Below are 18,519 nucleotides of genomic sequence, written 5' to 3'. Positions count from 1 at the left end.
TGTGTTACGGCCGCAAGCTTGATCAGCGCTTTGGCTCTATTGTCTGAAGCTCAGATCGGCACTGTTAGAAACTTCTCCACGATCGCCTCCGGCAGTCGTCGTGGACGGCCGTGTCTGTTGATGACGGCGATGACCACCTTCGCCGCAATCAGCAGCGTTTCGCCGCGGCGGATTTCCTGGGTCAGCACCATCTTGGCGCCACCGGCCTTTTCGGTGATCGTCCGGATCGTCAGGATATCGTCCATCCGGGCCGGTTGCTTGAAGTCGATCTCCATGCGGTGCACGACGAAGACCAGCCCCTCCTCATCCGCCGACAGAAGCACGCTCTGTTCGCAGCCGAGGCAACGCAGATAATCGGTTCGGCCGCGCTCGAGAAAGTGCAGGTAGCGGGCGTGATAGACAAGGCCGGAGAAGTCCGTGTCCTCGTAATAGACCCGCTGGACGAGGCTGTGACCGCCCTCGATCAGTTCTCCGGATAACAAAAAATTCTGCTCTGTCATAAGCTTGCCTTGAAATTCCATCTTCATCCCCTGGATAAAGGCGGAATACCGATCCACTTTCGGTGTCCTGTCATACTTCCCGCCCGCATAAAATAGGGCACCCGCGAACGGAGAGAACATTCATGAAGATTGCAGTCCTCGGCGGCGATGGTTTCGTCGGCTGGCCGACATCGCTTCACCTGTCCGATGCCGGCCACGAGGTGCATATTCTCGATAACCTGTCGCGCCGCTGGATCGATACGGAACTCGGTGTTCAGTCGCTGACGCCGATGGACAGCATTCAGGAACGGACCCGCATCTGGCACGCCGAGACCGGCCGCCGCATCCACTTTCACCTGATCGACCTTGCCAAGGATTACGAGCTTCTGAAGGGTTGGCTGGCGGCGAACCGGCCAGACGCCATCATCCATTTCGCCGAACAACGGGCAGCGCCCTATTCGATGAAGAGCGACCGCCACAAGAACTACACTGTCAACAACAACGTCAACGCCACGCACAATCTGTTGAACGCCATGGTCGAGCTCGACCTCGACGCGCATCTCATCCACCTGGGCACAATGGGTGTCTATGGCTACTCGACCGTCGGCGCGGCGATCCCGGAAGGGTATCTCCCGGTCGGTATCGAGACGATGGATGGCCGCACCGTCAGCCAGGAGATCCTTTACCCGAGCAATCCCGGCTCGATCTACCACATGACGAAATGCCTCGATCAGCAGCTGTTTGCCTTCTATGCCAAGAACGACGGCCTGCGGATCACCGACCTCCACCAGGGCATCGTCTGGGGAACCCACACGGAGCAGACCCGCCGCCACGAGCAGCTGATCAACAGGTTCGACTACGACGGCGACTACGGCACTGTTCTCAACCGCTTCCTGATCCAGTCGGCGATCGGGTATCCCTTGACGGTACACGGAACCGGCGGCCAGACGCGCGCCTTCATCCATATTCAGGATTCGGTGCGCTGCATCGAGATCGCGCTCAACACACCGCCTGCCCGCAACAACCGGGTCGAGATCTTTAACCAGATGACGGAAACCCACCGGGTGCGCGATCTGGCCGAAATGATCTCCAAGATGAGTGGCGCGCAGATTGCCTGGCTGCCCAACCCGCGCAAGGAAGCCCCCGAAAACGATCTCGTCGTGAAGAACGACAAGTTCCTGAGCCTTGGCCTGCAGCCAACCACGCTCGGCGAAGGCCTGCTCGCCGAGATCGTTGATGTCGCGAAGAAATACGCCTACCGCGTCGATCGCAGCCGTGTCCCCGCCGTTTCCGCCTGGACGCGCGATATCGCCGCCAAAGTGGAGCACGATCCGGAAGGCATGCGGCTGAAATCCGTCTCGTGATGGCGCAATGAAAAACGCCTTCGTCACCCTCGTCACCAATGCCGATTACGCGATGGGCGCCACGGCACTGGCCCGGTCGATCAAACTGACCGGGACCACGGCCGAGATCGTCGTGCTGCATACGGCTGCGGTCTCAGCTTCCGACCTTGGCCCGCTCGAGGCCCTGGGCTGCAGGCTGGTGGAAGTCGCGCACCTCCCCCTGTCCGACGCGTTCAACGACCGTCACGCCCGAAAGAACCTGCATGGGGCGGCGCCCTTTACCAAAGGCAACAAGCCGGAGTTCCACACGCCGCTCGACAACTTCTGCAAGCTGCGCCTGTGGCAACTGACCGAGTACGACACAACAGTTTTCATCGATGCCGACGCGCTGATGCTGAAGAACATCGACAAGCTGTTTGCCTATCCGGAGTTTTCCGCGGCACCGAACGTCTACGAGAGCATGGCCGACTTCCACCGGATGAACTCCGGCGTGTTCGTGGCCAAGCCATCGCTGCAGACCTTCGACGGTATGATGGCGGCGCTGGACGTTCCCGACGCCTTCTGGCGGCGCACCGACCAGACGTTTCTGGAACACTTCTTTCCGGACTGGCACGGCCTGCCGGTGACCATGAACATGCTGCAATATGTGTGGTTCGCAATGCCCGATCTCTGGAACTGGGAAAGCATCGGCATCCTCCACTACCAGTATGAAAAGCCCTGGGAGAAGGATCACCCGAAGGCGCAGCAGTTGAAACCTCTGATCGATCTCTGGTGGAACTTTTACGAAGGGCGCTCGCCCGACATCACCGCGCTGCCCAATCCGGCGCCGTTACCATGAAAGTCCTCGTCTCCGGCGGGACCGGACTCGTTGGCCGCTATATCGTCGAAGCGTTGCTGGACGCCAGCTACACGGTCACCGTCGGCGGCCGGACACGGCCGCAACCCGACCTGTTCTCGAAACCAGTCGAATTCGTCCCCCTCTCGCTCGATCCCGATCTCGACCAGAGTGATGTCTTCACCGGTGCCGATTTCTTCGTCCACGCCGCCTTCGACCACGTCGCGGGAAAATACCGGGGCGGCGAAGGCGACGATCCCACGCGGTTTGCCCGCATGAACCTCAATGGCACGATGAAACTGTTCGAGACTGCCAAACGAGCCGGTCTCCGCCGCGCCGTCCTCATCTCCAGCCGCGCTGTCTATGACGGCCTGCCTGACGGGTTGCCGCTGATCGAAGACACGGATCTGTCACCGACAAGTCTCTACGGCGAAATCAAGCATAAAGGCGAATTGGCAGTCGCCGGGCTTTGCGACGCGCACTTTTCGACCGCAAGCCTGCGGTTGACTGGTGTCTACGGACATCTGAGACCCAACAAATGGGATCAGATGTTTGAAACCTACCGTTCCGGCGGCGTCATTGAACCGCGTGCGGGAACGGAAGTAAACGGCAGCGATGTCGGCTCCGCCGTTCGTCTGATGCTGGAAGCCGAAGCCTCCAGGATCGCCGGCGAAAGTTTCAACGTGTCAGACATACTCACCGATCGAAGCGAAATCCTCAGTCACGTCGACAATGGCCGCCGCTTGCCCGAGAAGGCTGATCTGTCGCAAGTGCGCGTCATGCCGACGGCAAAGATCGAGGCGCTTGGCTGGAGGGGCGGTGGCAAACCGCTGCTTGCGCAAACAATTCGCCGCCTCGCCTCCTCCTGATCTCATCCACGCTACGACCTAGTGGGACGAGGCGCGTTGCGTCTTGGCCTCTTGCTTCGTCTTGTCGATCTGCTTCATGTGCTCTTCAGCCCACTTCTGGCCGGCGTCGCCGCCCCACAGAAGCCAGGCAATGTAACCAGCAGATGGGTTGCCGTCGTCGCCGAAATTGTCGGAGCGCTTGTCGACATTGTGACGCTTGAAGTAGCTCACCATCCGCTTCACCGTCTGTTCCGACAGATGCTTGCGATGCTGAAGATCGCGAGCGCGTGCTATCCCGACCGTCGTGCCGCCGCGGCGGTATTCGGCGCGCAGCTTCAAGCCCTTCTCGGCCGCAGCCGCAACGTCGGCCGGCGGCTTGTGGTCAAGCTGCGATGGTTTGGACGGGCTGCGCGCGCGAGTCTTAGACTGCTCGTGCTGATGGTCGTGCGAAGATCTTTCAGCCATCGGTCTTCTTCAGCTCCGATTGGCTTTTCAAAACCTTGTCGCCGTCTTCCTGCTTGACGAGGAAGGCGGGCTTGTCGGCATCCGCCTTGCGCTTGATCGTCTTGCCCTTGATCTTGCGCTCGACATCCTTGGTGAACTTCTCGGCGACCTTACCTTCGGCCTTCGACTTTCCCCATTTCCATTCGACTTCGTTTCCGACGCTGATCTTCTGCATGGATCATCTCCTTCTACTCCTGAAAAAACTCAAGCGAGCAAAGGATGTTCCAACATCAGTCTTTCAGATCGAGATCGCCATCGCGCCAGACCACGTGTTTCGGGCTCGCTGGCAGATCTTCGATTTCCTCCGCGATAAAATACGGCGGGATATCCAGCGCCTTCAACGAGACCCTCGTCGCCTTCACCCACTTGAACTCGAGTTCGTGCGTGTCGACGATCCGATGGACGATATCGGTCGGATGAAACGGGAAACTCTCCGGCAGCTCCATCAGATAGTAGAAGCCGAGTTCGTGCCAGTCGCGCTCTTCATAGCGGAAGAAGTTCTCGACCGCCCACAGCAGCCGTCCGACTTTCACCTCCGCCCCGAGTTCCTCGACCATCTCGCGTTTCAGGGTTTCCTCGGAGGTTTCGCCCACTTCCGCGCGTCCGCCGGGAAAGGTCCAGAACGTCTCATGCACGGCGCGGTGCACCAGCACATGGCCATCGCGGAAACCAAGCCCCGCGATGCGCATCTGAAAAATGCGCTTCGGCTTGAACTTCATCCGGATGCGCAAATCCTGGGGTTCGTCGCTTTTACTCATCGTCGAAACTGATCCTGAACTGGGCCGCTTCCATATCCTTGGGCGGCTGCAGGCCGAGATGCTTCCAGGCGACTGCCGTCAGCACCCTGCCCCGCGGCGTGCGCTGGATAAAGCCCTGCTGGATCATGTAGGGCTCGATAATGTCCTCGATCGCGTCGCGCGGCTCCGAAAGTCCCGCCGCGATCGTCTCGATACCCACGGGCCCGCCGCCGAAGTTGACGGCGATCATGTTGAGATAGCGCTTGTCGAGCTGGTCGAAACCGGCGTGGTCGACATTGAGGCGGATCAGCGCCTCGTCGGCGATCTCCTTGGTCACGGCTTCCGCACGCGCCACTTCGGCGAAATCACGCACACGGCGCAACAGCCGTCCGGCGATACGCGGCGTGCCACGGGCGCGCCGTGCGATCTCGCGCGCGCCGCCATCGGTCATCGGCAGGTTCATCAGGCGCGCACCACGCCGGACGATGCCTTCCAGTTCCTCGACCGTGTAGAACGACAAGCGCACGGGAATCCCGAACCGGTCGCGCAGCGGCGTCGTCAACAGCCCGATACGGGTGGTCGCCGCAACCAGCGTGAATTTCGACAGGTCGATCTTGACCGACCGTGCCGACGGCCCTTCGCCGATGATCAGATCGAGCTGGAAATCCTCCATCGCCGGATAGAGGATTTCCTCGACCGCCGGGTTGAGACGGTGGATTTCATCGATGAACAGCACGTCGCGGTCTTCGAGATTGGTGAGAAGCGCCGCCAGATCGCCGGCCTTGGCAATCACGGGACCGGAGGTCGAGCGGAAATTCACGCCCAGTTCCTTGGCCATGATCTGCGCAAGCGTGGTCTTGCCGAGACCCGGCGGGCCGACGAACAGCACGTGATCCAGGGCCTCGCCCCGGTTCTTGGCGGCCTCGATGAAGATCTTGAGGTTGGCGCGAGCCTCTGCCTGCCCGGTAAACTCGTCGAGCGACTGCGGGCGCAGCGCCGTATCGAAATCTTCGCCCCGTTTTTCCGGCGAGATGAGGCGGTTTTCGTCGGTCATGCAAGAAATTCCATCTCGGGCGCGCATGCGGCCTTTGTGTCTGATGTCATGGAGCAGTGGCACCGGCCATGTGGAGCAGCAACTCTCGGCACGTCGCGACCCTTGATCGCTATCCTGATCTGACCTTCAAGAGCCATAGTCGTGAACGCACCCAATCTGTTACTTCCCGTAATCGTCTGGCCCTATCGATATCCCAGTGCTTACCCCGGATATCACGACCTCGCCAGTTCCTTCAGACCCAGCCGGATCAGCTTGGCGCTGTCGGCATCCTCACCGGCTGCCTTCAAAGCTGCGGCGACTGCATTGGCCGCCTGATCGCGAGAATAGCCAAGATTGGTGAGCGCCGAGACCGCATCGCTGACGGGCGCAGACGCCACGCCCTCGCCCAGTTCCTGCTTGAAGCCGATATTGGCGGATGCCTCGCCGGCAAAGGCGGGCGCCTTGTTCTTGAGTTCGGTGACAATGCGGACGGCGACCTTGGGGCCGACGCCGGGTGCCCGCGAAACTGCGGTCTTGTCCTGCAGCGCAATCGCATTGGCCAGTTCGCCCGGTGTCAGCGTTGAGAGCAAGGCCAGCGCCACCTTGGCGCCGACGCCCTGCACGCTCTGCAGGAGGTTGAACCACTCGCGCTCCAGTGCCGACAGGAAGCCGAACAGTTTCAGCTGGTCCTCGCGCACATAGGTCTCGATAAACAGCACTGCCGCTTCGCCCACATTGAGGCGGGCCAGCGTGCGGGCCGAACAGAAGGCTTCGTAGCAGACGCCGTGCACGTCAACGAGCGCGTAGTCCTCGCCGATCTCGTCGATAGTGCCTTTGAGCTTGCCGATCATGTTTTAGGTCCGCCGCTGAGGATGAAGGAGAATGGGTTCCGGAAATCATGATGCCGAGCATCGGGAAACAGGCACGATAGCGCGCTGCATCGCGCGTCAGAAGCCGATGCGAGCGTACGGCCTCTGCCGAAATACCTACTGAGGGCGGCAGAACAAGTCAAGAACAGAGGAGGCTGATGCGTCAGCCGGCCAAAGCTTGGCGCATGCGGTTTGCAACGCGGTTATGGGCGTGGCAGATGGCGATCGCCAGCGCGTCGGCGGCATCGTTACCCTTGAACTCCGCCTTCGGCATCAGGATCTTCACCATCATGTGGATCTGCTGCTTCTCGCCATGGCCAACGCCGATGACCGCTTTCTTGACCGCGTTTGGCGCATATTCGGAAACAGGCAACCCGGCACGCGCCGGCACCAGCATCACGACGCCACGCGCCTGACCAAGCTTCAACGTCGCCACCGCATCCTTGTTGACGAACGTCTGCTCGACCGCCGCCTCGTCTGGCGTGTAGGTATGCACAACTTCGGCCAGACCATCGTGCAGCTGGCAGAGGCGCGAGGCAAGGTCGATATCACCGTCGGACACGACCGTCCCCGATGCCACAAAGCGCAACGAGTTTCCCAGTGTCTCGATAACACCCCACCCTGTGCGGCGAAGCCCCGGATCGATGCCGATGATGCGAATCGGTTTTGTCATGGCAACTGTTGTGTCACGCCGGGAATCCTGCGCCAAGGCCGAAACGCGGAGTGACTCTGCAGGCCAACATGCGGACCGAAGCCGTCGGAAGCGTTCATATTTTGTTAACCATAACCGCATCGTTTTGGGCAGAAGTGGTGATCCAACCGCAACAACCTTTTCCTAATGGCGTTGGTTCGTCACAAAGGGTTTCTTAAGAATCACGAGGAGGCGCCCGAATGATACGGGACTATGATCGGAATGAGACCGAGCTGCGCGATCTTCGCAGAACCGCCGACATCCTGGACGGCGGTCTGCGCCGCTTTGCAAGCGGTGATATCCGCACCACACTTGATGAACCCATGCCCCTTCGTTTCGAGGGCATGCGCCGCGATTTCAATCGTGGCCTCGCAACAATCGACCGGACCATCGGCACCGTCGTTTCGAGTGTCGAGACGATGCGGGCCGACACCGAAGCCATGGCCGCCATCCTGCGCAGCCAGGCTCAGGCCCGCCAGGATCAGGCAGACAGAATTACCCGCGCGAAGTCAAAGACCAGCGCGCATGAGAGAAGCGCCAAGCAGCGTCAGGCAATCACCCGTCATGTCGGCACGATCGCCCACAACACCAAGCTTGACATGCGCCGACCGCGCGAAGCGGTCGCTGCCGCGTTGAAGCTCATTGAGACGATGGAACTGTCGGCCGGTACGCCCAGTGATACAGGCATGAGCGCAATCCGCGCCAAGACCGAAGAGATCGAGCGCGAACTGCGTGCGATCGGCCTTTACGTCGATGCATTGGCCCAGAATGTCGAGGAACTGACCGAATCCGCCGATGCTCAGGCGGCCGAGGCCGAGGCTATCCGTGGCGAGCTCGACGAAATGGCCAAGGCAAAGGATGCCCGGGCCCCCGAAATCCTGACCACGCCGCTTGTTCTCGACAGTCTGAACCGCAGCATCGGCGAGATTGATCGCGCTGCCGCACGCTACTCCGACGTGACCATTTTGCCGGCGCCACCAGTCTTTCCGCCTGAAGGATCGCCCCCGTCGTCGGGAGGTCGCAAGCCCTTCCTGCGCCTGATCAAGACCTGAGGCAGCGACCTCACTGTCGGACCTCCACCGACCCCGCCGAGCGACTTTCGTCGCCGGCGGGGTCGTATTTGCAAGACCGGCTGCCTAGATAGGGAGAACACGTTTTCCTATCCATTTCAGGATATGCCGATGATCCCGTTTTCCATTCTCGACCTTTCGCTGATCGGCGAAGGGTATTCCGTCAGCCAGGCTCTCGACCAGTCCCGCAGGCTGGCGATCAAAGCCGAACAGCATGGCTATAACCGCCTCTGGCTTGCCGAACACCATGGCATGCCGGGCATTGCCAGCGCGGCCACCGCGCTCGTCATCGCCCATGTCGGCGCCGCGACCAAGACCATCCGGGTTGGCTCCGGCGGCATCATGCTGCCGAACCATTCTCCTCTTGTGATCGCCGAACAGTTCGGCACGCTGGAAGCGCTGCTCCCCGGCCGCGTCGATCTCGGCCTCGGCCGTGCGCCCGGAACCGACATGCGAACGGCAAATGCGCTGAGACGCAATCTCGATGCCGGCGCGGAGAACTTCCCGCAGGATATCGTTGAGCTCAAGCATCTGCTCGGAACGCCCGTCCCGAACCAGGCAATCCTTGCCGTGCCGGGAACCGAGGCGAATGTGCCGATCTGGCTGCTCGGCTCCTCGACCTACAGCGCCCATGTGGCGGCAGTTTTGGGTCTCCCCTACGCGTTTGCCTCGCATTTTGCGCCAGATATGCTGCTCGACGCGATCGCCATCTACCGCGATCGCTTCCAGCCCTCGGCGGATCTCGACAAACCGTATGTGATGGCCGGTGTCATGGGTGTGGCAGCAGATACGGATGAGGAAGCAAACAGGCTCTTCACCTCGTCGCAGCAGCAGTTTGTCAACCTGCGCAAGAACGTGCGCGGCCTTTTCCCGAAACCGCTCGATACGATGGACGGCTTCTGGACGCCGATGGAGAAGATGAATGTGGAGCACACGCTGCGCTACGCAGCGGTCGGCTCGCCGCGAACCATCGAACGCAAGCTTGGTGAGTTCCTGGCCGAAACCCAGGCCGACGAGCTCATCATCTCGATGCCGATCCACGATATCGACAAGCGTCTCCGCTCGGTGGAATTGTTTTCGCAGCTGTCGCTGATGGATAGCCAGCTGCAGCGAGCCGCGTAAACGAATACGGGCCGGTCTCAACGACCGGCCCGCTTCATTTCAGGACTAGAGAGGCGATCAGGCCGACAACTTGGCCATGACCTCATCAGAGACTTCGAAGTTCGAATAGACGTTCTGCACGTCGTCGTCGTCTTCGAGATTGCCGATCAGCTTCATCAGCGACAGCGCGCGTTCCTCGTCGACTTCGATCGAGTTCTGCGGCTTCCAGATCGACTTGACGGTCTCGGCACCGCCGAGCGTGGCGTCGAGCGCCTTGGAGACTTCACCGAGCGCCTCAAACCCGCAGATGATCGTGTGGCCTTCCTCGTCGGAAATCACATCGTCGGCACCCGCTTCGATCGCAGCTTCCATGACCGTATCCGCATCGCCGACCGACGCCTTGTAGGTGATCTCGCCGACATGGTCGAAGGAGAAGGACACCGAACCGGTTTCGCCAAGAGCGCCGCCGGCCTTGGTAAAGATCGAGCGGACGTTGGAGGCGGTACGATTGCGGTTATCGGTCAGCGCTTCGACGATCACGGCTGTGCCGCCGGGACCATAGCCCTCGTAACGCACCGCGTCATAGTTCTCAGCATCGGCGCCCGACGCCTTCTTGATGGCGCGGTCGATATTGTCCTTCGGCATCGACTGCGCTTTGGCGTTTTGAACGGCAAGGCGCAGCGCCGCGTTCATATCCGGGTCGGGTAGACCGGATTTTGCCGCAACGGTGATTTCGCGTGCAAGCTTGGAGAACATCTTGGAACGGATACCGTCCTGCTTGCCCTTGCGGTGCATGATGTTCTTGAACTGTGAATGGCCAGCCATGGCACCCCTGTCTGCATCATTATCTGGAATTGTGCCGCCTTATAGTTTCGAAGCGGAGGCCGTTCAAGAGCCTTTCGGATGAGGAACAAACCCCGCCCCGCCTCCGTTCTTCAACCGCACGACAAAGAAGGAGAATTATAGATGGCGAGCCTTACCGAAGCACGCGAAGCCCCCGAACGTCAGATGTGGGACGAAATCAACGGAATCCATGCGGGCATGCTCGGCATCGAAGGTGCGCACATGCACTTCCAGCCGATGGCGCCGAATGTCGATTCCGAGACCAACACGATCTGGTTCTATACCAGGACCGATACGGATCTGGTGAAGGCGCTCGGCACAGCCTCCCGCGCCCACTTCAACGTGGTCGGCAAGGATCACGATTACCACGCCTGCCTCTCGGGCACCCTGGAAGTCCGCAAGGACGAGGCGAAGATCGATGAATACTGGAGCGCCGTGACGGCTGCCTGGTACGAACACGGTAAGTCCGATCCGCATCTGACCATGCTGGCCTTCCGCGTCGACGACGCCGAAATCTGGGCGTCGACCGACAGCACGCTCAAGTTCGGCTGGGAAATCGCCAAGGCGAACCTGAATGACGAGAAGATGCCGGAAGTCGGCGTCAACAAGCGCCTGACCTTCACGCGTCACGCCTGATCAAACGAAAGACAGGGGCTTAAGCAGCCCCTGTCACAGCCCTCGCGGCACCATGATCGTCGGCTTCTTCGGCAGGCTGCGCATCGACACGGTGATCGTCTCGCTTGGCGCGTAGGCGATCTCGAACTTGCCGTCGAACATCGACAGGAACCGCTCGAGCGGCGGTCCGAAACGGTGCATCGGCAGGATCAGCGACGACCGCAGCCGTTGAACGACGCGGCTCATGCTGTCCGCCCCCATCGTCAAACCACCATCGACCGGCACCATCAGAATATCGAGCCGACCGATCTGCGTGTACTGCTGTTCGTTGAGTTCGAAATGCAGGTGGCCGAGATGCCCGATGCAGAGACCGGCGACTTCGAAGATGAAGATCGAGTTGCCGTCCGGCTCGATCCCGCCGCCCCAGTTGCGGATATCCGAGACGACATTGCGGATATAGACATCCCCGACCATTTCCCGATGCTCGGCCTTTTCACCCGGCACATCGCTCCATCCGCGCATCACGTGGGCGATCGCAGGATCCGGCATCATCGTGTAGTGGGTGGAATGCGCCTTGTTCATCGTCACCACGTCAGGCATCCGCGACGGCTGGTGAACGCCGCTGTAATCGGTGGCGATGCCGATACCGTCGGGGCTCTCGATAAAATAGGTCGAGTGGCCGACGAAGGTTATCTTCACCTCTTCCCGCGCCGACAGGTTTACCGGTTTGATGACTGGCGCAAGCGTGGGACCCGAGGGATTGAAGCTGGCATAGCGGACATGGGGGAAATTCTCGCCCGGCAGGTTCTGCGCAATCGCCTGGCATTGGCTGACCGGCAACCCGCCCTCCTGCGCCAGCGCCGATATGGCGGATAGAATGAGAGCCGAAAAACCGAATGCCAGCGTTCGCAGCTTCATGCCACACCCCGAACCGCGTTGCGAAAAATCGAGCCGATGCGTTCATGCCATTCCGGGGCTCAGGATGCGGCAAGCATGGCGAAGCGTCCAGCGACGAAGCGCCGTGGTCGTCTCACAATCATGTCATTGAGTGGTTAGCGCCTCAACGCGTCCGGCAGACGAAGGGCAGGAATGAGCTCGCTGTCCCGAAGTTCATCGCGGCCATGGTGAGGCTATTGGCAAGATCGATATCACCCTTGGACGACGGGCACACATCCGCACCGTTGGAGCAGCCGGCTGCAATGAAGCCCTCGTTCCCCGCAATGAAAGCACGAGTAACGTCGCCGCCAGCGGACATCGAAAGCAGGTCGTGCCAGGCCTTGGCGTAGAAACTGCACTTCTTCTGAGCCCACGTTCCGGCTGAAGGCTGGACGCTTTGCTGTGCCGATGCCCCGAAAACCGGAAGCATCATAACCGCAAACAGAAGCAGCGCCCGAACCATTCTACCGCCAGAAGCTCGGAATGGTCTCCGCGAGCCGCGGCCCGATCCGGAGCGGCTCGATCTTCTCGGCCAGTCCCGTCGTGTCGGAAATCTCGATGCCGAGACCGCAGATCGTCGCGGGACCGTTTGCCGCCTCGAAACGGCCCTTCGGCATTTTCGAGATGAACCGGTTGAGCGGCTCTTCCTTGTCCATGCCTAGCGACGAATCGTAGTCGCCGCACATGCCGGCATCCGACATGTAGCCGGTGCCGCCGTTCAGGATCTGGCAATCGGCGGTCGGCACATGCGTATGGGTGCCGACGACGAGCGATGCGCGGCCATCGACGAAATGGCCGAAACACTGCTTTTCGCTGGTGGCTTCCGCATGGAAGTCGAAGATGATGGCATCCGCCTGTTCCTTCAGCGGAGCAGCGGCAAGGATCGCCTCGGCGGACTTGAAGGGATCGTCGAGTTCCGGATGCATGAAGACCCGGCCCATGATGTTGGCGACGAGGATGCGGGCGCCGTTGCGGCCGTAGAAGATGCCGGATCCCTTGCCGGGAGTGCCGGCCGGATAGTTGGCCGGGCGCAGGAACTGGTCGTGGCGACCGGCAAACCCGACGGCTTCCTTCTGGTCCCAGACATGGTTGCCTGTCGTGACGACGTCGGCACCGGCATTGATCGTCTCGAGAAAGATCTCCTCGGTAATGCCGAAGCCACCAGCGGCATTCTCGCCGTTGACGATGACGAAGTCGAGTTTCAGGTCGGACACCAGCCCCGGCAACTTGTCCCAAACCGCCGTACGGCCGGTTTTGCCGACCATGTCACCCAGAAACAAAAGACGCATGCTTGTCCAATCTACGCGGGCATATCCGCGAAAGGCCGATAGCCGCTTTCGGTCAAGACGGCATCGAGCTTCATATCATGAGGTTCTTCAGGCACTGATGCCACTTCCTGGCAGTCGAATGCAATGCCGATCAACCACGGGTTCAAGCCTTTTTCGCGCAAACGGTGAATGGCCCGGTCATAATATCCGCCGCCATAGCCGATCCGGTGACCGCGGGCGTCGAATGCGGCCAGTGGCACGAGCATGATCTCGGGCTCGAGTTCTTCCTCCTCGGGTCCAGGACCCGAGGTCCCGAACGTACCGGGCACAAGCACCGTCTCAGGCGTCAGTTCGCGAAACACGATCGTTTCCGTGTCGAGGACGACGGGCACGCAGATGCGCGCGCCGCGATCCCGCAGCAACGTCATCAGAGGATGGAGATCCACCTCCGACCGGATCGGCAGAAAGCCGGAAACGATCGCTCCGGCCTGCAACGCGATTGCGCCTGCGCTGTGAACCGCAAGCGCCAAGCTCTTCTCGACCCTTTCGGCAGGCAACAAAGCGTCCCGTGCGGCAAGTCTCTGGCGCCGCAGTTCCGTCTTGCGCATGGGGTTGTCGGGAAGAGGCTCGCTCATCGGTTTCGTGCCGTCAGTCTGGTGCTCTGGAAAGCAGCAGCTTGTCGATCCGGCGGCCGTCGAGATCGATCACCTCGAAGACCCAGCCTCGTGAGGTGAACTTCTCGCCCAGTTCCGGCAGATGCTTCAGCTCGTCGAGAACGAAGCCTGCAACGGTCTCGTAACCCGGATCTTCTTCGATCGGCACGCCCATCTGTGCGGAGAACTCGTCAACCGCCATCCAGCCGGCAACGAGGTAGGATCCATCTTCCCGTGCAACGATGGCGGGTTCTTCAACCTCGTCCTCCTGGAACACGCCAGTGATGGCTTCGAGCACGTCGCCCGAGGTGATGATACCTTCGAAATGGCCATACTCGTCATAGACGAGAACCATGTGAGCCGGGGATTTGCGCAAAGCCTGAATGACGTCGAGCGCGCCGGTCAGGTCGGAAACGACAGGCGCTTCGCGCATCAGCGAGGCGGGATCGCCGCCCCTGCCGCCGGCCATGAATTCATAGGCGTCCTTGACGAAGAGCACGCCCTGGATCTCGTCCGACGAGCCCTTGCGTACAGGCAGACGCGAGCGTGTCGTCGCCCGCAGCTGGGCACGAAGCTCTTCGGGCTCATCTTCGGTATCGAGCACCTCCACATCGCGGCGTGGCGTCATGAGGCCGCGCGCGGTACGGTCGGCCAGTCGCATGACGCCGGAGATCATCGCCGATTCCTCGGTCTCGATCACGCCCGCGCTATGCGCTTCGGCAAGCACGGTGCGGATTTCCTCGTCGGTGACTTTCTCGTTCGATTCCCCGCTCTGGCCGAGAAGGGCCAGAAGAAACCGACCCGAGATATCGAGAAACCACACGACCGGGGCACCGATTGTCGCGACCATCTTCATCGCCGGCGCCACTTTGGCGGCCACGAGCTCAGGCGCCCGCAATGCGATCTGCTTCGGCACGAGTTCGCCGACAATCAGCGACATATAGGTGATGACCACGACGACACCGCCGACGCCGAGCCAGTCGGCGAAGTTTTGCGGCATACCCTGCTCGGACAGCCAGTTGGTCAGACGGGTGCCGAGCGTTGCACCGGAAAACGCACCGGAGAGAACGCCGACAAGAGTGATGCCGATCTGAACGGAGGAAAGGAAGCGGCCTGGATCTTCAGCCAGCTTGATGGCGGCAGCTGCGCCACGATTTCCCTGCTCTGCCATGACCCGGAGACGCACGGGACGCGAGGACACGACGGCAAGTTCCGACATTGCGAGGACACCATTGAGAATGGTGAGTGCAACGACGATGAATATTTCGGTTAACAAAAGGGGCTCTTAATCTGGAACAATATCCTGCCTGCAAAACTGACGCCACGGCCCACTTCAACGAGAACCGTTATCGAACGCACCCTATGGGCGCCTCGGCGCTGCTTCGCGCACAGTTCGGAAAACCGCCCGCAATCCTTGGGGGTTCTCGGAGCTATGCACCTTCGCTCGCGGTGGAAATCATAGGGTCAGCATGCGTCCAATGCAATGGCCGTCACTGTGGAACTTGCGAGCGTCCGGTCGGAAAGGGAGAAATCACGCCGTCAGGTCGATCAGCAGTTCGGCGCGGGTGCCGCTTTCGCGCGGCACATACTGGATGGAAGCACCAAGCGTTGCCGCCATCGACTTGACGATTCGACTGCCAAGACCCGTGCCCTTCGGCATGTCGCCTTCCTTCCAGCCGACGCCATCGTCTTCCACCGCAAGCAGCGCCTTGTCATCATCCTGCCGCTTGAGAAGCACACGCACCTCGCCCTCAGCGCCCGGCGGATAGGCATATTTCAGCGCATTGGTGAGAAGTTCGGTCACGATCATCCCGACGGAGACGGCCCGGTCGGACTTCAGCGAGAGTTCGTCGGCCTGCAAAAGGATCGTCGCGCTCTGGTGATCGTTGACCGTGCCCTGCACTTCCTTGACCAGAGTGCCGAGATACTTGTCCATCTCCACCTGGCGCACGTCGTCGGACGTGTAGAGGCTGCGGTGCATGCCGGCGATCGCGGAGATGCGCGCCTGCGTCTCCGACAGGGCCGCCTTGACGTCGTCGTTCTTGCTGCTCGACACCTGGAGGCGGATCAGCGCGGCGACCAGCGCCAGGCTGTTGGCGACGCGGTGGTTGACTTCCGTCAACAGCACCTCGGCGCGTTCCTTGCCAAGCCGGATCTCCTGATCGGCGCGCTCCTTGGCGCGGCGAAGCTCGGCGGTCGCAATCCCCTGGCCGATCGCGCTCTGCATCAGCGGCCAGAACTCGTCGCCCACCGTCTTGATGACATAGTCGGACGCGCCGTTCTTCAGCGCGTCGATCGCGATCGTCGCATCGCTCGAACCGGTGACGTAGATGACCGGGAGCCCCGCCCCCATCTCGTTCAGCCTGTGAAGGATTTCGAGGCCGGTACCGGTGCTGAGATAGTGGTCGAGAACCACTGCGTGCACGCCACCCTTCTCAACGGTCTCCATTGCCGCGGACAGATCCACGGCATGGACGACCTGATAGCCGAAGCGACCCAGATTGCGCACGGCAAGCCGCGCAAGGGCAAGGTCGTCATCGACGTAGAGAATGGTGTGCTGCATCACGTCTCGTCATTGTCCGGGAATTTGCATCACGGCAAAGAACAGACCGAGCTGTCTGATGGCGTGTGCGAAACTCTCATAATCCACTGGCTTCGTTATATAAACGTTGGCACCGAGATCGTAGCACCGCTGGATCTCTCGCTCGTCGTCGGTCGTGGTCAGGATGACCACAGGCAGTCGCTTCGAGTGAGGGTTGGACTTCACCTTCTCAAGTATGTCAATACCCGACATATCGGGGAGGTTGAGGTCGAGAAGGATCAGCAAATACCGATCCGCATTGGCCGCTCCCAGGCGGTCAGCGCCGAGAATATAATCGAGCGCCGCGTTTCCGTTCGTGAACGGTACGATCTCGTTGTTGACGCCTGCTCGACGGACATTCTTTTCGATGAGGCGCGCATGCCCCTCGTCGTCCTCGACCATAACGATGGTAACTTCTTTGCCGGCAGCATTCATGACCCATGACTCCTGACATATTGGGACAGATCGGTGGGCAGACGGATGATGAATGTCGCACCGCCGCCCAAGGTTGACGTGATCGTAATCTCGCCACCTAAATTTCTGACTAATGATCGCACATGCGCAAGGCCGATGCCCTCGCCGGGCTGGTTCTGCACGCCGGAACGGCGGAACAGCTCGAACACCCGTTCGTGGTCTTCCGGCGCAATGCCGCGGCCGTTATCGGCAACCTCGATCCGGACGAAGCTTCGCCCGAGCGGCGTTGACGTGATCGACAGCGCCAGCGGCCGGTCAGGATGTTGGTATTTGACCGCATTGTCGAACAGGTTACCGAAAACCTGCTCCAGCGAGAACCGGTCGGTGACGAGGGTCTTTGCGGCCGACGTGGAAATCGCCACTTCGCCGCCACCCTCGTTGACCTGATGGTAGACACTCGCGGCAGTTGCCTCCAGGAGTTCGCTCAGGTCGATCCGCTCCGGCTTCAGCTCACGCCGACCGTCGCGGGAGATCTTCAGGATGGCGTTGATCAGGCCATCCATCTTCTTGGTCGACGAACGGATAAAACCGATTGCCTCTGGAAGATCTTCCTCGACTGCAAGCCGGGCGTCCCTCACCTGAAGTTCGCTCGGCTTGACGTCATCGGCCAGCACGTAGGCGGAGATCGATTTGAGCGAACTATCCAGCTCGCTGGTAAAGCCCATGATGTTGACAAGCGGCGCTCTCAGATCGTGCGAGACGATATAGGCGTATCGCTGGATCTCGCGGTTTGCCTGGATGAGGTCTTCGGTACGCTCGTTGACCCGCTCCTCCAATCCGGCATTCAAGGTTTCCACCTCGGCACGGGCCTTCTGAAGCTGGCGGACATGCTGGAAGACGATGGCAATCGCGCCGCCGAGAACGAGAATGATCAGGATACCGCCGCCGACGGTGAACCACTGCAGCTTTTCGGAACTTCCGCGAATCTCTCCGATTCCAGAAATCAGGTGTCCATCCAGTTCGCCGATCACGCCGCCAAGCAGGGCGCGCAATTTCTGCATGGCCTCAAGGCCCGACTGGTTGCGAACGATCGCGACTGCCTGCTCGACCTGACCCGAACTTGCGAGCGACAGCGTCGCCTGCATCTCATTGGTCTTTAGCGCGATCAGGCTGCGGATCTCGTCCAGCGGAACGCTGACGATGTCCTGATTGGCCGCCGTCCGCTCCACCTTCTGCAGCTGGAGCGGCAGCGCACCGATGGATGTCCGGTAGGGCTCGAGGAACAGCGGATCCTGCACCAGCAGGTAGCCGCGCTGTCCGGTCTCGGCGGTCTGCACAAGCAAAAGCAGATCGGCAGTGGTCGCGCGCAATGCTCTCAGCTTCGTGACGTCATCGAAATACGTCCTGGTCATCTGCGCCAGGAAGAAAGAAGACATCACGATGCCGAGCAGGATGGCCGCGCCGATGACGAGCATCAGGAGCGACGAGCGGGCGAACGTGGCTTTTGCGTTGGGCATGAAGAAGTCCGCCGATTGAAAACACGCAGACTTACTCGGAAACGGCGCGGCCATTGTCAAGCGTCAGACAGGGGCGCCTGATGCCACATCAGGGGAAAACCGGACTGGCGATCTGACGAACTCGTGTACCGGAAAAAGAAATTAGAAAAAGCGCGGACACATTCGGAACATAAACGTAAGAC

At 60.6% G+C, this 18,519-nt stretch carries 22 protein-coding genes; 6 read left to right on the top strand and 16 right to left on the bottom strand.

Annotated features, from left to right (window positions below):
- Positions 1–50 precede the first annotated feature (50 nt).
- On the bottom strand, positions 51–500 hold the full coding sequence (gene ybgC / locus AC0JZ8_RS09785; protein WP_471893349.1) for a tol-pal system-associated acyl-CoA thioesterase: 450 nt from the start codon (positions 498–500) through the stop codon (positions 51–53).
- A 122-nt stretch (positions 501–622) separates the two neighbouring features.
- Between ybgC and AC0JZ8_RS09780 the strand changes: the two genes are divergently transcribed.
- The 3 genes from AC0JZ8_RS09780 to AC0JZ8_RS09770 are packed head-to-tail and all read left to right on the top strand — an operon-like array spanning position 623 to position 3,526.
- On the top strand, positions 623–1,843 hold the full coding sequence (locus AC0JZ8_RS09780; protein WP_113165977.1) for an NAD-dependent epimerase/dehydratase family protein: 1,221 nt from the start codon (positions 623–625) through the stop codon (positions 1,841–1,843).
- A 7-nt stretch (positions 1,844–1,850) separates the two neighbouring features.
- Positions 1,851–2,660, top strand: coding sequence for a glycosyltransferase (locus tag AC0JZ8_RS09775; RefSeq protein ID WP_471892382.1), 810 nt, complete (start codon positions 1,851–1,853; stop codon positions 2,658–2,660).
- Positions 2,657–3,526 (top strand): NAD-dependent epimerase/dehydratase family protein, encoded by an 870-nt coding sequence (locus AC0JZ8_RS09770; RefSeq protein ID WP_471892381.1) that lies wholly within the window; start codon positions 2,657–2,659, stop codon positions 3,524–3,526. Before AC0JZ8_RS09775 ends, AC0JZ8_RS09770 begins: the two co-directional genes overlap by 4 nt.
- An 18-nt stretch (positions 3,527–3,544) precedes the next feature.
- Here the strand turns inward: AC0JZ8_RS09770 and AC0JZ8_RS09765 are convergent, their stop codons facing one another.
- The 6 genes from AC0JZ8_RS09765 to ruvC form a co-directional block, all read right to left on the bottom strand.
- Positions 3,545–3,970, bottom strand: a complete 426-nt coding sequence (locus AC0JZ8_RS09765) for a hypothetical protein (RefSeq protein ID WP_430242479.1) — start codon at positions 3,968–3,970, stop codon at positions 3,545–3,547.
- The gene (locus tag AC0JZ8_RS09760) at positions 3,963–4,184 is read right to left on the bottom strand and encodes a hypervirulence associated TUDOR domain-containing protein (protein WP_062460771.1); all 222 of its coding nucleotides are present in this window, start codon (positions 4,182–4,184) and stop codon (positions 3,963–3,965) included. Before AC0JZ8_RS09760 ends, AC0JZ8_RS09765 begins: the two co-directional genes overlap by 8 nt.
- Positions 4,185–4,239: 55 nt before the next feature.
- Positions 4,240–4,767: an NUDIX hydrolase gene (locus AC0JZ8_RS09755; RefSeq protein WP_471892380.1), complete on the bottom strand. Its 528-nt coding sequence runs from the start codon at positions 4,765–4,767 to the stop codon at positions 4,240–4,242.
- Positions 4,760–5,800 carry a Holliday junction branch migration DNA helicase RuvB gene (gene ruvB / locus AC0JZ8_RS09750; protein WP_062460777.1) on the bottom strand — a complete coding sequence of 347 codons (1,041 nt, stop codon included), beginning with the start codon at positions 5,798–5,800 and terminating at the stop codon, positions 4,760–4,762. The genes AC0JZ8_RS09755 and ruvB overlap by 8 nt, the downstream gene beginning before the upstream one ends.
- A 212-nt stretch (positions 5,801–6,012) precedes the next feature.
- Positions 6,013–6,630 (bottom strand): Holliday junction branch migration protein RuvA, encoded by a 618-nt coding sequence (gene ruvA / locus AC0JZ8_RS09745; RefSeq protein WP_062460779.1) that lies wholly within the window; start codon positions 6,628–6,630, stop codon positions 6,013–6,015.
- A gap of 181 nt (positions 6,631–6,811) precedes the next feature.
- Positions 6,812–7,321: a crossover junction endodeoxyribonuclease RuvC gene (gene ruvC, locus AC0JZ8_RS09740; protein ID WP_062460782.1), complete on the bottom strand. Its 510-nt coding sequence runs from the start codon at positions 7,319–7,321 to the stop codon at positions 6,812–6,814.
- A gap of 218 nt (positions 7,322–7,539) precedes the next feature.
- On the opposite strand from ruvC, the gene AC0JZ8_RS09735 reads away from it, so the two are divergent.
- Positions 7,540–8,391 carry a hypothetical protein gene (locus AC0JZ8_RS09735; RefSeq protein WP_471892379.1) on the top strand — a complete coding sequence of 284 codons (852 nt, stop codon included), beginning with the start codon at positions 7,540–7,542 and terminating at the stop codon, positions 8,389–8,391.
- A gap of 129 nt (positions 8,392–8,520) precedes the next feature.
- Complete coding sequence (locus AC0JZ8_RS09730) at positions 8,521–9,531, top strand: LLM class flavin-dependent oxidoreductase (protein WP_325263019.1); 1,011 nt, start codon at positions 8,521–8,523, stop codon at positions 9,529–9,531.
- Positions 9,532–9,588: 57 nt separating this feature from the next.
- Here AC0JZ8_RS09730 and AC0JZ8_RS09725 read toward each other — a convergent pair whose 3' ends face one another.
- Positions 9,589–10,335, bottom strand: a complete 747-nt coding sequence (locus AC0JZ8_RS09725) for a YebC/PmpR family DNA-binding transcriptional regulator (protein WP_471892378.1) — start codon at positions 10,333–10,335, stop codon at positions 9,589–9,591.
- Between the two features lie 141 nt (positions 10,336–10,476).
- Here AC0JZ8_RS09725 and AC0JZ8_RS09720 point away from each other — a divergent pair, with 141 nt between their 5' ends.
- Complete coding sequence (locus AC0JZ8_RS09720) at positions 10,477–10,989, top strand: pyridoxamine 5'-phosphate oxidase family protein (RefSeq protein WP_062460791.1); 513 nt, start codon at positions 10,477–10,479, stop codon at positions 10,987–10,989.
- A 33-nt stretch (positions 10,990–11,022) separates the two neighbouring features.
- Here the strand turns inward: AC0JZ8_RS09720 and AC0JZ8_RS09715 are convergent, their stop codons facing one another.
- The 8 genes from AC0JZ8_RS09715 to AC0JZ8_RS09680 form a co-directional block, all read right to left on the bottom strand.
- Positions 11,023–11,886, bottom strand: a complete 864-nt coding sequence (locus tag AC0JZ8_RS09715; RefSeq protein WP_192086066.1) for an MBL fold metallo-hydrolase — start codon at positions 11,884–11,886, stop codon at positions 11,023–11,025.
- 142 nt (positions 11,887–12,028) lie between these two features.
- Positions 12,029–12,367: a hypothetical protein gene (locus tag AC0JZ8_RS09710; protein WP_471892377.1), complete on the bottom strand. Its 339-nt coding sequence runs from the start codon at positions 12,365–12,367 to the stop codon at positions 12,029–12,031.
- 1 nt (position 12,368) lies between these two features.
- Positions 12,369–13,193, bottom strand: a complete 825-nt coding sequence (locus tag AC0JZ8_RS09705) for a TIGR00282 family metallophosphoesterase (protein WP_062460799.1) — start codon at positions 13,191–13,193, stop codon at positions 12,369–12,371.
- 11 nt (positions 13,194–13,204) lie between these two features.
- Positions 13,205–13,807 carry a 5-formyltetrahydrofolate cyclo-ligase gene (locus AC0JZ8_RS09700; protein WP_471892376.1) on the bottom strand — a complete coding sequence of 201 codons (603 nt, stop codon included), beginning with the start codon at positions 13,805–13,807 and terminating at the stop codon, positions 13,205–13,207.
- Positions 13,808–13,820: 13 nt separating this feature from the next.
- The gene (locus tag AC0JZ8_RS09695) at positions 13,821–15,101 is read right to left on the bottom strand and encodes a hemolysin family protein (RefSeq protein ID WP_113165986.1); all 1,281 of its coding nucleotides are present in this window, start codon (positions 15,099–15,101) and stop codon (positions 13,821–13,823) included.
- A gap of 255 nt (positions 15,102–15,356) precedes the next feature.
- Positions 15,357–16,388, bottom strand: a complete 1,032-nt coding sequence (locus tag AC0JZ8_RS09690) for a sensor histidine kinase (RefSeq protein WP_062460805.1) — start codon at positions 16,386–16,388, stop codon at positions 15,357–15,359.
- Between the two features lie 9 nt (positions 16,389–16,397).
- Complete coding sequence (locus tag AC0JZ8_RS09685; RefSeq protein ID WP_062460808.1) at positions 16,398–16,841, bottom strand: response regulator; 444 nt, start codon at positions 16,839–16,841, stop codon at positions 16,398–16,400.
- Positions 16,838–18,337 (bottom strand): sensor histidine kinase, encoded by a 1,500-nt coding sequence (locus AC0JZ8_RS09680; RefSeq protein ID WP_174196153.1) that lies wholly within the window; start codon positions 18,335–18,337, stop codon positions 16,838–16,840. Before AC0JZ8_RS09680 ends, AC0JZ8_RS09685 begins: the two co-directional genes overlap by 4 nt.
- Positions 18,338–18,519 lie beyond the last annotated feature (182 nt).

The organism is Velazquezella soli, assembly GCF_977018685.1.
This window is presented reverse-complemented; position numbering and strand designations above follow the sequence as displayed.